The sequence below is a fragment of the Companilactobacillus zhachilii genome (assembly GCF_003606365.2).
Lineage (GTDB): Bacteria > Bacillota > Bacilli > Lactobacillales > Lactobacillaceae > Companilactobacillus > Companilactobacillus zhachilii.
Genome location: NZ_CP031933.2, coordinates 1,296,672 through 1,311,526 on the forward strand (window position 1 = coordinate 1,296,672; position 14,855 = coordinate 1,311,526).

Annotated in this window: 14 protein-coding genes; 10 read left to right on the forward strand and 4 right to left on the reverse strand. The window is 36.7% G+C overall.

The features are described 5' to 3' along the window. Positions 1-15: 15 nt before the first annotated feature. The 6 genes from D1B17_RS05890 (at position 16) to D1B17_RS05915 (ending at position 6,963) form a co-directional block, all read left to right on the forward strand. The gene (locus D1B17_RS05890; RefSeq protein WP_120142590.1) at positions 16-1,119 is read left to right on the forward strand and encodes an ABC transporter ATP-binding protein; all 1,104 of its coding nucleotides are present in this window, start codon (positions 16-18) and stop codon (positions 1,117-1,119) included. A gap of 61 nt (positions 1,120-1,180) precedes the next feature. After that, positions 1,181-3,424, forward strand: coding sequence for a glycoside hydrolase family 65 protein (locus D1B17_RS05895; RefSeq protein WP_120142589.1), 2,244 nt, complete (start codon positions 1,181-1,183; stop codon positions 3,422-3,424). A 70-nt stretch (positions 3,425-3,494) separates the two neighbouring features. Then, a complete protein-coding gene (pgmB, locus tag D1B17_RS05900) occupies positions 3,495-4,178 on the forward strand; it encodes a beta-phosphoglucomutase (protein WP_120142588.1) in 684 nt (227 codons plus the stop codon). 23 nt (positions 4,179-4,201) lie between these two features. After that, positions 4,202-5,188, forward strand: a complete 987-nt coding sequence (locus D1B17_RS05905) for an aldose epimerase family protein (RefSeq protein ID WP_120142587.1) — start codon at positions 4,202-4,204, stop codon at positions 5,186-5,188. A 13-nt stretch (positions 5,189-5,201) separates the two neighbouring features. Continuing rightward, positions 5,202-5,585, forward strand: a complete 384-nt coding sequence (locus D1B17_RS05910; protein ID WP_120142586.1) for a VOC family protein — start codon at positions 5,202-5,204, stop codon at positions 5,583-5,585. A gap of 568 nt (positions 5,586-6,153) precedes the next feature. Next, positions 6,154-6,963: an HAD family hydrolase gene (locus tag D1B17_RS05915; RefSeq protein ID WP_120142584.1), complete on the forward strand. Its 810-nt coding sequence runs from the start codon at positions 6,154-6,156 to the stop codon at positions 6,961-6,963. Positions 6,964-7,115: 152 nt separating this feature from the next. Here D1B17_RS05915 and D1B17_RS05920 read toward each other — a convergent pair whose 3' ends face one another. The 3 genes from D1B17_RS05920 to uhpT form a co-directional block, all read right to left on the reverse strand. Next, a complete protein-coding gene (locus D1B17_RS05920) occupies positions 7,116-7,697 on the reverse strand; it encodes a GNAT family N-acetyltransferase (RefSeq protein WP_120144259.1) in 582 nt (193 codons plus the stop codon). A 218-nt stretch (positions 7,698-7,915) separates the two neighbouring features. After that, positions 7,916-8,779 carry an alpha/beta hydrolase gene (locus D1B17_RS05925; RefSeq protein ID WP_120142583.1) on the reverse strand — a complete coding sequence of 288 codons (864 nt, stop codon included), beginning with the start codon at positions 8,777-8,779 and terminating at the stop codon, positions 7,916-7,918. A 565-nt stretch (positions 8,780-9,344) separates the two neighbouring features. Beyond that, a complete protein-coding gene (gene uhpT, locus D1B17_RS05930) occupies positions 9,345-10,733 on the reverse strand; it encodes a hexose-6-phosphate:phosphate antiporter (protein ID WP_120142582.1) in 1,389 nt (462 codons plus the stop codon). A gap of 601 nt (positions 10,734-11,334) precedes the next feature. On the opposite strand from uhpT, the gene D1B17_RS05935 reads away from it, so the two are divergent. Next, the gene (locus D1B17_RS05935) at positions 11,335-12,561 is read left to right on the forward strand and encodes a GH25 family lysozyme (RefSeq protein WP_120142581.1); all 1,227 of its coding nucleotides are present in this window, start codon (positions 11,335-11,337) and stop codon (positions 12,559-12,561) included. Between the two features lie 69 nt (positions 12,562-12,630). On the opposite strand, the gene D1B17_RS05940 is transcribed toward D1B17_RS05935, so the two are convergent. Beyond that, complete coding sequence (locus tag D1B17_RS05940) at positions 12,631-13,041, reverse strand: iron-sulfur cluster biosynthesis family protein (RefSeq protein ID WP_120142580.1); 411 nt, start codon at positions 13,039-13,041, stop codon at positions 12,631-12,633. Positions 13,042-13,231: 190 nt separating this feature from the next. Here D1B17_RS05940 and arsC point away from each other — a divergent pair, with 190 nt between their 5' ends. From arsC to D1B17_RS05950, 3 genes are all read left to right on the forward strand, one after another. Beyond that, on the forward strand, positions 13,232-13,645 hold the full coding sequence (gene arsC, locus D1B17_RS05945) for an arsenate reductase (thioredoxin) (RefSeq protein WP_120142579.1): 414 nt from the start codon (positions 13,232-13,234) through the stop codon (positions 13,643-13,645). A 78-nt stretch (positions 13,646-13,723) separates the two neighbouring features. After that, positions 13,724-13,876, forward strand: a complete 153-nt coding sequence (locus tag D1B17_RS12590; RefSeq protein ID WP_166806632.1) for a hypothetical protein — start codon at positions 13,724-13,726, stop codon at positions 13,874-13,876. Continuing rightward, positions 13,876-14,838 carry an alcohol dehydrogenase catalytic domain-containing protein gene (locus D1B17_RS05950; protein ID WP_120142578.1) on the forward strand — a complete coding sequence of 321 codons (963 nt, stop codon included), beginning with the start codon at positions 13,876-13,878 and terminating at the stop codon, positions 14,836-14,838. Before D1B17_RS12590 ends, D1B17_RS05950 begins: the two co-directional genes overlap by 1 nt. The last annotated feature ends 17 nt before the right edge of the window (positions 14,839-14,855 follow it).

Genomic DNA, 14,855 nt, shown 5'->3' on the forward strand with positions numbered 1-14,855 from the left:
TAAGGAGCGTTAAAAATGGTAAAAATTAACTTGGAACACATTTACAAACGCTATCAAGGTAATACTGACTATTCGGTTAGTGATTTTAACCTAGACATTAAAGATGGTGAGTTTATTGTCTTCGTTGGACCTTCCGGATGTGGTAAATCCACCACATTACGTATGATAGCGGGCTTGGAAGACATCACAAAGGGTGACTTTAAGATGGATAATAAAGTCATGAATGAAGTTTCACCTAAAGATCGTGACATCGCTATGGTTTTCCAGAACTATGCTTTGTATCCACATATGTCAGTCTTTGATAATATGGCTTTCGGATTGAATATTCGGAAGAATGATAAAGCAGATACAAAGAAGCGGGTTGATAACGCTGCAGAGATTTTGGGATTGACACCATATCTACAACGTAAACCAGCTGCTCTATCTGGTGGTCAAAGACAACGTGTTGCTTTAGGACGTGCGATTGTTCGTGATGCCAATTTGTTCTTACTTGATGAACCATTGTCAAACTTGGATGCTAAATTGAGAGTTCAAATGCGTACCGAAATTGCTCAATTGCACCAACGTTTGGGACGTAATTTCATTTATGTTACCCATGATCAAGTTGAAGCGATGACTATGGCTGATCGTATCGTCATTATGAATGATGGTATGATTCAACAAGTTGGTACACCGGCTGAGCTATATAGCAAGCCTGCTAACAAGTTTGTTGCCGGATTCATCGGTTCACCTGCTACGAACTTCTTTGATGTTAAACTTGTCGACGGCAAGATTGTCAATGATCAAGGTCTAAATATTGCTGTACCTGAGGGTCAATATAAAGTTCTTGAAAAACAAGGCTATGTTGGTAAGGAGCTTACCTTTGGTATTCGTCCAGAAGACGTTCATGCTGAAGAAGTTGCTATTCAAGCTTTCCCTGATGCCGTAATTAATGCTAAGATCCAAGTTTCTGAATTACTAGGTGCTGAATCAATTCTTTATTCTAACCTCGGTGGAACCGACTTTATTGCAAAGGTTGACTCACGTGATCATCACAAACCTGGTGATGATGTTCAAATGGCTTTTGAAATGACAAAAGCACATTACTTTGACAAAGATACAGACGAAACGATTCTTTAAGGATTATGAAGGTAATTAGGTATTTTTACCTAATTACCTTTTTTAATAGGAGGTGTACTTAATGCAAAGAATTTTTGAAGTAGATCCTTGGAACGTTGTAACTCACAAATTAGATAAAGAGAATAAACGTCTTCAAGAAAGTTTGACCAGCTTAGGAAATGGTTATATGGGGATGAGAGGAAATTTTGAGGAAGATTACACTGGAGACAGTCTTCCTGGAATTTACTTGGCAGGTATTTGGTATCCTGATAAGACTCGTGTCGGCTGGTGGAAAAATGGTTACCCTAAGTATTTCGGTAAGGTCATTAATGCCGTCAATTTTATTAAAATGAACTTTTTGATCAATGGTTCACAATTGGATTTGAATAAGGATTCAATTAGTGACTTTACATTGGACTTAAATATGAAAGATGCTACTTTAACTCGTTCATTTATCGTGGATAAAGATGGTAGCAAAGTTAAATTTAATTTTGTGAGATTTTTAAGCGTTGCTCGGAAAGAACTTTCGGTTCAAAAAGTTAGCTTTGAAAATTTATCAGATGAAAAGGTTGATATTAAGGTTATTTCAGCTTTAGATGCCAATGTTAAAAATGAAGATGCTAATTATGATGAACATTTTTGGAATGTTTTGGAAATCACTGATAATAGCTTGATTGCTGAAACAAAGCCTAATGATTTTGGTACACCACGTTTTACATCTGGCATGCAAGTAGCATATGTTACCGATTTGCCTGAAACTGACTCTAATATTACTGATTTAGAAACAAGTAAAACATTTGAAAAAGTTTTAGCTCCAAAAGAGGCTGGTACAATTGAGAAACGTGTCATCGTCGTAACTTCTCGTGATTATCAAGATATTGATGATATTCGTGATGCACTTGAGGGGATTAGTTCTCGAGTAGCTACTGTCTCTTATGAAGATCTTTATCGTGAGCATGAAAATGTTTGGGCTGACCGTTGGAATCAATCTGATATTAAGATTGACGGTGATACTGACGCTCAACAAGGGATGCGCTTTAATCTATTTGGTTTATTTACAACGTATTCTGGAGAAGATTCACGACTCAATATTGGTCCAAAAGGTTTCACCGGTGAAAAGTATGGTGGAGCAACTTATTGGGATACCGAAGCTTTCTGTATACCAGTTTACTTGGGTATTTCAAAACCTGAAGTTGCCAGAAACCTTTTGATGTATCGTTATAACCAGTTAAATGGTGCTTATATCAATGCGCAACAACAAGGTCTAAAAGGTGCTTTGTTCCCAATGGTGACATTCAATGGAATCGAATGTCATAACGAATGGGAAATCACCTTTGAGGAAATTCATCGTAATGGTGATATTGCCTTTGCCATTTATAATTACACTCGTTATACCGGTGATAAATCCTTTGTTCTCAATGAAGGTAGTAAGCTTTTGACAGAAATGTCACGCTTTTGGGCTGATCGAGTTCACTTTAGTAAGCGTAACGGTGAATATATGATCCATGGCGTTACGGGACCGGATGAATATGAGAATAATGTTGATAATAACTGGTATACCAATTTCTTAGCCAAATGGACTTTGAAGTATACTTTACAAATTCTTGGTGAAGTAACTAAAGAACAGTTTGCTAAGTTGAAAGTTTCAGATGCTGAAATGAAACAATGGCAAGATATTGTAGACAAAATGTATTTGCCATATGACGAAGATCTAGGTATTTTTGTGCAACATGACGGCTTCTTGGATAAAGACATCAAGCCGGTAAGTGCTATTCCAAAGGATCAGTTGCCAATTAATCAACACTGGTCTTGGGATAAAATTTTACGTTCTCCATATATCAAACAAGGTGATGTCTTACAAGGTATCTGGGACTTTATCGATGACTTTTCAGAACGTGAAAAGAAACGTAATTTCGATTTCTATGAACCATTGACAGTGCATGAATCAAGTCTTTCTCCCGCAATTCACTCTGTTTTAGCTGCTGATTTGCACTACGAGGAGAAAGCGGTTGCATTATATGAGAGAACCGCTAGACTAGACTTAGACAATTATAATAATGACACCGCAGATGGTTTACATATTACTTCAATGACCGGTGGCTGGTTGGCAATGGTTCAAGGATTTGCTGGTATGCGAGTACATGACGATGGATCTTTGAGTTATAAACCTTTCTTACCTAAGAAATGGAACAGCTACTCATTTAGACAAGTCTTTAGAGGTCGAGTAATTGAAGTTGCTGTCGATAATGATGGACCACACTTCAAACTTATTTCTGGAGAGCCACTTCAGATCCAAGTTTATAATGAACCATTAATGTTGAAATAATTGTAGAATACGGGTGTCTGGATGATTATTAGTTCAGGCATCTTTTTATCAAAAGAAGGAGCGCGCTAATATGGTTAAATTCGCACAGGTTAAAGGATTTTTATTCGATCTAGATGGAGTTATTGCTAATACATCAGTTTATCATGCTAAAGCATGGCATCAATTAGCTGATGAATTGGGTGTAACATGGACCGAAGATTTAGGTAATCAACTTAAGGGCGTCGGTCGTATGGATTCGCTCAATCTTATTTTGAAGTATGGTGGTAAAGAGAATGACTATACCGAAGATGAGAAGATTAAGTATGCTGAAGAAAAGAACGATAATTATTTGAAATTGCTTGATACTTTAGACAAGTCAGAAATTTTACCTGGTATGGAAGATTTCATTAAGGATCTAGCAGCACATCATTACTTGATTTCATTAGCATCATCATCAAAGAATTCACCACTAGTTTTGGAAAAATTAGGTTTAGCGCAATATTTTGATGAAAAAGTTGATCCTGCAACTTTGAAACATGGAAAACCTGATCCTGAAATTTATACTCGTGCAGCTGAAGTCTTAAACTTGAAACCAGAAGAATGCATTGGTTTGGAAGATGCCTCGGCAGGTGTCACATCCATCAATGGTTCTGGCGCTATTTCTGTTGGTATTGGTGATCCGAAGGTCTTGCATGAAGCTGACATTAACTTCAATGATACATCTGAGGTTACTTTGGATAATATCAAGAAAGAAATGGATAAAAAAAAGTTTTAGATGATTGAGGGTTCGGACGATAAATGGTAGTAGTAAAGAAATATTTTGGGGAAACAGACGGAAAAGAAGTTTCTCTCTATAAAATAACTAATAAAAATCAAACAAGTATTAGCGTTTTAAGTTATGCCGCAACTTGGCAAAACTTTGAGGTTGTTGAGGATGGTGTCAAACATTCATTAATTGAACATTTTGATAATTTGAATGATTATGTAAAAACACCATATGAAGTTGGAAAAACTATTGGTCGTGTTGCCGGTCGTATTACTAAGTCTCATTTTCAAATTAATAATGTCGACTACCAATTGACACCTAATGACGGCAAAAATATCATTCATAGCGGGAAAAATGGTTTACAAACTCAGAATTTCGACGGCACAGTCGACTCCGATAATTCGGTTGTTTTTACGCACACAGTTGCTGGCGAGGATGGTTTTCCCGGTGAATTAAAAGTTAAGATACGTTATGCATTGAGTGATGATGATGAAGTGTCAATTACTTACAGTGGTCAAACGAATCACGATACATTGTTTAATCCAAGTTGCCACGTTTATTTCGATTTGGACGATGGAAATATTAGACAGCAACAACTACGTATCAATGCTAAGCATTTCTTAGATATGGACAGTGAAAAACTACCAACTGGGAAGATGTTGGCCGTTACTAATGCGTATGATTTTAAGAATTTCAAAAAAATTGGTCAAGGATTAAAGCAGTTAAAACCACTGGATAAATTTGAATTTGATGATGCTTATGTAGTGCATGATAAGGCTGCAACGTTGAAAGATAGTCAGCGGGCTGTTGATTTCTATACTGATCGTAACGGACTAGTTATTTTCACGGCCAGTCCAATTGATCAACAAAGAGCCGGCGCCAATGATTACAGTTCCATTGCTATGGAGTTGATGACGTTACCAGACGCAATCAATCATGAGGACTTTGGTAATACCATTTTACAGGCAGGACAAAAAGTTAGTTATACAAACAAATTCAAGTATCGAAAATTAGATTAGAGGGGTCTATTTTATGAGAATTGAACATGTTGGGTTATTTGTTAAAGATCTGGAGCGCACGGTTGAGTTTTATCAAACATTTTTTGATGCGACTGCTTCGGAAAAATATCATAATCCAGTAACCACATTTTCATCACGTTTCTTAACATTTCCAGATGGAGCACGCTTGGAAGTTGGAACGCGGGAAGATTTAAATCGTCATCACGAGCAAGGGTATCCTTTGGGGTATATGCATTTGGCTATGTCACTTGGTTCTAAAGAGAATGTTGACAATTTAACTAAAGAAATTGCAGCCGCCGGATATAAGCATCTCAGTGGTCCTCGGACAACTGGAGATGGTTATTATGAAAGTGTTGTTTGTGACCCTGAAGGAAACCAAATTGAATTAACAGTTTAAATAATGGAAATTGAATATAAAATGCGGGAGAGTGTGACAAACAAAGTCAACTTTTGGTCATTGAAACAAATAAAATTCGTAATCCGATTTTGTTGGTTGCCGTCTCTGGGTGCAAGAAATGTTGACGCTGTGGGGACCGGTTCGAGCCGAAAAGCGGTCTCGAACCTCGATTTTGAACTTCGCAAAGTGCGCGAATTTCAAAACTCGTCCCGTGGTGTAATGGCTAAATCCATAACACCACCGTCACTGCTGCCAACATTTCTTGCACCCAGAGACTAATACATTCTTTGTTTTTTATATGGTATAACTAATTGATTCGATAAAAGGATTACACATTATTTGAAATTGAATATAAGTAAAAGGTTAGATGTTTTTTCTGGATTTATTATACAAGGAAAATATATCTAGCTTTTTTTTATATTCGATTCTATAACCAAAATTGCGAGAGAGACCGATTAGAGTCTGCCTCGTCAAATATTTTTCGGTTCTTCCCAGAAAAATAGTAACCGATTTCAATAATTTGCTACAATAGAGTAGATAATTAATTTATTTATGCGAGGATGATACAATGCCAAAATATTTAGTATTTATGGATCTTGATGGAACTTTACTTTGTGATCATAAGCATATCTCTGTTCGTACCAAGTCAACGATTGAACGTTTACAAAGACATGACATAATGTTTTATATTTCTACAGGTAGAATGTATGAATTGGCAAAGATTACTCAAGGTTTATTGAACCCCAATGTACATATGATTACGTCAAATGGGGCTGTTTTTGATGGACCTGCTGGTCAGGAGATCACTCATTTAGGGGGTAAAGCGGTCGAATTGGCGTATGAGGTTACGCAGGTCAACAAGTTACCAATGATGTTATTTACACCAGAAGAGGCCTACTTTACGGAAAAAATACCTCGTTTCATTGCTCAAAATACTGGTAATTTTGATGAAGCATTTGGATATAGAGAGATTAAAAGTTTTGCTGAATTAAAAGAAGTTGAGTCAGAAATAACTAATGGGGTCGTTTTGAGTCGAGGTAACATGTCGGAACTCAATCAGGCCCGTGAAAAAATGGCGGAAACTAAATTGTTACGTTTGTCTTCATCTGGTGTTGATAATATCGAAATGATTCCTCTAAAGACAGACAAGGGGACAGCAGTCAGAAGGATTCAATTGGAACGTGGAGTGGACGCTGATCACACCTTTGTTTTCGGTGACGGAATGAATGATGTTGGTATGATGAAAGAAGCCAAGTATTCAGTTGCTATGGGCAACGCCTTGGCTGAAGTTAAAAAAATTGCCAATTATGAAACAGATACCAATGATAATGATGGTTTAGCTAAGTTTTTGGAGAACTTTTTTAAAGATGAAATGTAAGTTATCTGAGAAAAATTTCTTTAGCAATAACATGGATTTTTCCGCTTAAAACAAAATGGCACCAGCAATCCGATTTTGGATTACTGGTGCCATTGTTTTGTTAGTTACTGTCATTGTTTTGTTAGTTACTGTCATTGTTTTGTTAGTTACTGTTATTGTATTGTTGAATGACTAATAATATAAAACTCTTCTTGACTAGGTTGCCATTTTTTTATCTTAGGTTCAAAACCTTTGTCGAATTGATCAATTTTTTCTTGATTGATTTCTAAGGCGGCACTCTCTTGATATGACCAATGATGGCCCTTCAATGAATCGGGAACTAACTCCTTCACTAGCATAGCGGTAGGATATGTCTGATTCATTGTTACATTGTATTTATAGCAACTTTCAAAGCCACGACCAACATAATTACTTGGCATACCAAAAATGACAATTGCTTCGTAATTTAACTTGCGTGCAATTTTGAATGATGCATCCAATAACTTCTTGCTATATCCTTGGCGTTGAAATTCCTTCTTGATACAGACAGGTCCGAAGGTAAGGATAGGTTTTACGTTGCCATTTTCATCAGTCAAGGTAGCTTTGGTGTACATAACGTTACCGATAATTTGTCCATTCATCTCGACAATTAAGTCTAATTCGGGAATAAAATCCGGATGTGAACGTAAAATGTGTGTCAAATAATGTTCACCACAACCGGGGACATATAAATTCCAAAATGCTTCGCGTGTCATTTCTTCAACTGCTCGATAGTCAGCTGGTGTTTCGTTTCTAATAATAATGTTTTTATTTAAACTCAAAATATTTTCCTCCTAAAAGTTAACAGATCACTTTCGGAAGGTTTGATTAGAAATTGTCGCAAACCTTCCGGTTAGGCAACAATATCCAGGCTATTATTTGTATTTGTCATAAACGAACTCCTTAATCTTAATTATTGGTATTATATCATAATTTATTTTTTAGTGCTCTTAGCCATTTTTTCACTGCTCTTAATGATAAATTGATGGAATAGTGTAATGAACTGTGGGTTCGTTAACATATCTGAATGTTGAGCATTTGAGCCCGTCAAAGTTATGAACATATAGTGTTTAATTTGGTCCTGATAAATAAACTTACCAGCATCAACACTGCTAAGAGGGACAATGCCGTCGTCAGTGTACTGTTCTGTGCCAGCAATAGAATAATAGCTCAATGATTTTGGCAGGTTGGCTTTATTTTTTATAAGTTGATCTAACATTTCTGTTCGTTCTGAATGACTTTTTTCTTCAAAATTATAGGGAGCTCCAACAGTCATTAAGTGTTTGATCTGGACTCGCTGATATTTCTGGAAGTAGTCCTCTAGAAAGTAAGTCCAAATAAGACTGCCATTAGAATGACCAAAGGCATTAAATGTTTTGAAGTGATATTTTTGTTGTAAATCATTGAAAGCAATATTGAACCAAGCGGTTTGTTTTTTTACATTCTCCAAACCATCTTGATTATTTTCAAATCCAACAACGATGTAAGGATTCTTCTCCTTGCTGGAAATGTGACCACTGTAGCTTAAATGATTATCGGTACTAACAGTCACTTTTAAAACATCGTGATGTTCCTTGTAGCGGTTATTTACATTATTAATCAATCCATCTAACACATTATTGTCGGCATCACTTCCAGGAATCATAATAATCGGTGCCATAGTTGGGTCTGGTTTGGCCGTTGAGATAGAATTCTTGTGTTGAGTCCACGAATATAAGAGGATTATTAATAGTAAGATAACGATTGAAGTTATAGTGAGATAACGACGTTTGGAATTGCTTTTGTTATGTTTACGCATTGGAGCTACCTTCTTAAATAGGGATTAACAAATGTCAAATTGATTATAACGTTAAATTAAAAAAGATTTTATCAAAAAGGCTTAAATTTGGTTGGTTTCCGTCTCTGGGTACAAGAAATATTGGCACTGTGGGGACCGCCCGGAGCCAAGGTCTCCGAGCTCGATTTTGAACTTCGCAAAGTACGCGAATTTTAAAACTCGTTCCGTGGTGTAATGGCTAAAGCTATAACACCACCTTCACTGCTGCCAATATTTCTTGTACCCAGAGACTAATGCATTTGTTATTTTTAATATAATGTAATTAACCGATTCAATAATAGTGCTGTATATATTTTAAATATGCAGCATGAACTTCTAACAAAATATAATTTTTCCACTTAAACCAAACGAAGGGGCCGTGACATAACTATTTTTGTTTCAAATATGCAGCATAAACGTGCAACAAAACATAGCTTTTTCCGCTTAAACCAAACAATACCCGCAATCCAAAATCGGATTACGGGTATTGTTTGCCTTAATGCTCGAAAGCTGACCATGTTTTGTCACACTCTCTCATTTTAATACATTATTTATTAATTGATAATTGTTGACGAATACGTTTTTCCTCTCCAATAGCAATGATTGCTAAGACAATAATACTTAAAATTACCGCCAAATAGAAGACGATAAATGTATCGTTCCAACCGTGTAAGTTCATTCCCAACATTGATAGACCATTAGCTTTAGGATCAGCAATTGCCGCAAATCCAACTTGTGCCATTAGATCACCAAAGATGTAAGCAAAAGTACCAGTTAGACCGTCAGATACATTTAAAGCATTTTTAGGAACAAAGCTGATAACAGAGACACCAATCAATAGTTGTGGTCCATAGATCAACATTCCTAAGAAGAATAGTGAAGTATTGATCATCATCGGAGTTGTACCATAACGATAGCCTAAAACGACGAAAGCTGTTAAAGCTAAACAAATAATAGATACAACGGCTCGGCGTCCTTTGAGAAGATCGGAGAACCAGCCCCAGACAACACTACCGATAATTCCACCTAATTGGAAAAGCAACAAGGTATTAGCACCTTGTGCAACGGTAAAGTGAAGTTGTTGAACAGTATACAATGGTGCCCAATTGACAATCCCAATTCTGACAACATAAACAAAGACGTTGGCGATGCAAAGTAGCCAAACCCAAGGACTCTTCATAACAAAAGTCTTAAAGATATCCCATTTACTCATTTTTGCAGCTGACTCATCAGCTTTTGAAACGTTTTCTCCAAAGATAACTTCACTGGAGTCCCAGCCTAATTCTTGAGGATCATCGGCTCCGAAAAATAGTCCCCAGAAACCAACGATTAATCCGATAACGGCTGGAAAGATGAACATTCCACCAACGTTACCACTGAATAAATGATTAGCACCCCAAAGTGCAATAACACCAGCAACGGCACCACCAAATTCGTGTGAAATATTCCAGATACCAATATAACGTCCACGAGTTGTTGTTGTCGTCCAACGTGAGATAGTGGAGAGTGAAGCTGAACCACCAGGTGATTGGAAGATACCATTTAATGACCAAAGAACTAAAATCAAACCGACCGGAGCTTGGTTCATTAATAAAGCAACACCAATAACCAAAGTCATAATGGCAGCTAAGATAAGTAAGAATGACATGAAACGTTTAGTATTCTTACCATCGACTACATACCCTAAAACGGTTTTTCCAATTCCGTAAGCAAGCGAGAATCCGTAACCGATCCAACCTAAAGCAGTGGTTGAAATGCCTTGCTTAACCAAAAGTGGTTGTGCAGCTGACAAGTTGTTCCGTATCAAATACATACAGAAGTAAACAAAGAAAACGACCAAGAAGGACTTGAGAAATTCCTTGAACCAGCGACTTTTTTGTTCATCGATGGAAAGTCCTAATTTTGCAGGTCGTTTTAAATCGAAATAATGTAACATTAAAAACATCCCCTCAAAAATATTGTTGAATTAAGTAGAGTGGGAATCAATTTGAAATATATTTCGTGATAATAATGAAGGGTGAAAATTAAAGTGTTGTAAATTGGTCTGCAACTGGTACTTAATTCACTCTAATTTTAGTTTATCGAACCGGTTCGATACCAAGAAAAATTAAAAACGTTATTAAAAAATAATAAATATTTGTTTGGTATCCACCTCCAAGAGCAAGAAGTTTAGGTCGCTATGGGGACCGATAAAAGCCAAGGCCTTTTGTCTCGATTTTGAACCTCTCACAAATCACGAGTTTCAAAATTCGTCCCGTGGTGTACGCACTAAAGTGCTAACGCCACCTGCACAGCGACCAAAATTTCTTGCTCTTTCCGGTTAGTTCATTTTTTGTTTTTGAATCAATATTAAATAAATTTAATTATAAATTTACTCTTATTCATTTGATTAGATATTAGACTAATATTTTACTATTTAATTACATTTTAGTAACTTTTATTACCGTTCCTACACAGATGTGTAACTTTTAATCAAAATCAAAAAACTTGAATTATACTCCTCTATGTTGCGATGGCAACAAAAGGGAGAAGAGGTTATGGTTTTGAAGAAAAGGTTTATTGCAGCATTAACGGCTGTGATGTCTTTGGTAGTCTTATTTTTTGGTGTGACAACTGTTGATGCAGCCAGAACTGATATGGTTGATGTCTCAAATAACAACGGTGCTATGACGGTTGCTAATTTTCAAGACATGTATAATAACTACGGTGTAAAAGCTGCTGTTACTAAGATTAGTGAAGGTAACTCTTTTAAAGATGCTACCGCTGCTAATAATATCAAGACGGCTCAAGCTGCGGGGTTATATATCAATGGTTATCATTATGCTCATTATAGTTCTGTGGCTGGAGCAATTGCTGAGGCAGATTATGCTGCCCAAACTGCTAAGGCTGACGGTCTACCAAGTGGAGCTGTATTAGCTGCTGATGTTGAAAGTTCTGAACAGAGTGCTAGTTCAGTATCACAAAACAATGCAGATAATGCTGCCTTTATGAATGAGGTTGCTAAGTATGGTTATCGTTCCACAATCTACACCATGGGTTCATGGGTCGGTTCAGTAATGAATGTTGATCAAGGCTGGATTGCTGCCTATCCATATGATCCAACTGGCCAAGATTGGTATACCGGAAATCACGGTTGGCAATGGTCAAGTTCATACCAATTTAGTGGTAGTTATGGTAATTTTGATGTTTCTGAGTTATACGATAACTTCTTTACAAGTTATCAATCAACGACTGGTTCAGCAAATACCGGTTCGACTACAACTGACAGTGGTTCTACTTCGACAGGTAGTTCGTCGACTGGCACGACTGTAAGTAGTAAATCAGTTATTAATGTAAATAATGCTTCTGGTAGTTTTGTACCACTTGTATCAATTAGTGCTGATGGTAGTGTTGTAAAAACAATCAGTAATCGTGCCTTGAGTAATCATTCAGCTTGGCAAACAGACCAAACTAAATCGGTCGATGGTGTGACATATTATCGTGTCGCAACTAACGAGTGGGTTGCTGCTCAGTACTTGACTGATAATACTAGTTCCAGTCAAAGCAGTGCCAATAGTAATATGAACGTTATTAAAGTTAAAAATAGCAATGCCAGTTTTGTTCAATTGATGGCTTTGCAAGATGACGGCTCAATGAAAGTTGTTACCAATCGTGCATTAGGTAATAATACTTCATGGCAAACAGACCAAAGTAAGTCTGTTGATGGAGTAACATATTATCGCGTTGCAACTAATGAATGGGTCGCTGCATCGTATGTTATTTAAGTTTTAATAAATACACACAAAAATAACCTTTCAAACTTGTAGTAGTTTGGAAGGTTATTTATTTAGTAATTAACAAATTTTATCGCCTAAACTAAGCATTTTTTCACGACGTTCAGCTTCAGTCTCAGGTTTAACATTTCTCCAGTCGACTACTGATAAAGCACCGTCTAAGATACCGCTATTATCTTTCAAGGCTAATGCATTGTGCCAAAGTGAGATGTTCAAGCCATTTGTCATCAAATCAGCATCAGATGGGGATGTGCTTAGGTTAAATCCAGCCTCGTTTTCTAATTCAACGGTATATTTTGGATCGGCGTCTTTCAAAATAACTAGTTGGAACTTGTCACCGATAGCACAGCTACCACCAAGACTAGAGTACTTGTTGGAACCATCATCAGTTGTAAGAATAATAGTTGCATCGGTTGGAACATTTTTATTTTCTAAGTATGTGATTGCTTCTGGTTTAATATTAATTTTCATGGTTAAAGGTCCTTTCTAATACGGTATTTTATTAGCTTGTACAAAACTAATTTGTACAAAACCTTTATTACAATTTTTAATATACATCATTTGTGCCAAGCGTACAAATATTTAGCTTATAGTCTGAATTTAATTGAAAAAGAGTCCAGCTTAGTTAATAATCTAGCTATAAAGTAAACGGGGTATTAATATGAAGAAAATTTATTTCATTTGTACAGGAAATTCTTGTCGAAGTCAGATGGCAGAAGGTTTTGCTAAAAAAGCTTTTAGTAATGAATGGCAAGTTGAAAGCGCCGGAATTGAAGCACATGGAGTTAATCCTTTAGCAATCACAGCAATGGCTGAGGTTGGGATTGATCTTTCAAAGAATAAATCTAAGATAATTGATAATGATTTTCTCAATGATTGTGACGTGGTGGTCACTCTTTGTGGGGATGCTAAAGATCGTTGTCCAATGACACCGCCAAGTGTTAAAAAAATACATTGGCCATTGGAAGATCCAGCTCAAGCTACTGGCTCTGAAACTGAAAGAATGGTTGTCTTCCGTCAAGTTCGCAATCAAATCAGCGATTTGGTTAATGATTTAGCAGCAAGTTTACAATAGTAGTTTAAAGAATTACTTTGTGGCGATATAATATAAGTATATTTATAATTACTATATTATTTAGAAAGAGGCTAGATTATGACTGATAAAACTGAAACAAATCCATATTGTCATGCAGGTATGACTTGCCATGAAGGCTGTCGTTGTGCAAGTTCTGATGGTGTTTGCCACTGCCCAATGTTGGATGATGAGAAATGTGCTTGTGATGGTTATTGTGGAGCTAAAAAATAGTGCGTGCTGCATATATTGAACAAACTGGTAGTATCGATCAAATTATAATCGGGGATTTACCAATGCCAGAGTTGACTGATTCTGAAGTTTTGGTGAAGACAATTGCAGTGTCAGTTAATTTCGTTGATACTTTTGTGCGTGCTGGTGGCTTTAAAACAAAGCTGGCTTTTCCATTCGTAATTGGCAGAGATGCTGTCGGAACTGTGGTTAAAGTGGGAACTAAAGTCGATAATTTTAAAATAGGTGATTTAGTTTGGACTAATAGTATGGGGTATGACGGTCGCCAGGGAACAACAAGCGAATTTGTCGCTGTACCAAAAGAACGACTCTTTGCAGTTCCTGATGGAGTTGATCCTGTTAAATTAGTCGCATCAGTTCATTCCTCAGCAACTGCGGCGATTTTACTAGGTGATATTTTACAAGTTGAGCCTGACCATAGTTTGTTAGTGGAAGGTGCTGCTGGACATGTTGGCTCCAAGCTAGTTTCGTTGGCTAAGCCATTGGGACTGGATGTTGCTACCACAAGTAATAAACGAGATTTTGCCAAGTTAACAAAGCAGGGTGTCGATTCAACCTACGATTATCATCAGCCGATTTCAAATATAGTGGAAACTTTTGATTATATCGTTGATACTTCTGGTAAAGTCGATTTGCAAGCTAATCTTGATAAATTGAAGCTTCGTGGACAAGTGGGTCTAATCACGGCACCATCAACTAATAAGTTCACTTTTGATGTACGTCAAATGTACACAAGTACTAAGTCCATCAAGGGTTTTGTCATTAGCCATGCCACTCTAACGCAATTACAAAATGCTGGTCATTTATTGAACAAAAGTTTTGCGGCCGGAAAGTTATTAGATGATAAAATATTGCAACTGCCGATGGAACAAGCAGCTAAGGCTCAGAAAATGTTAGTTGAAGGTCAAACCAAGAATCAGAAAATAATTCTCAAAATGTCATAAAAAAAGCTATAAGAATT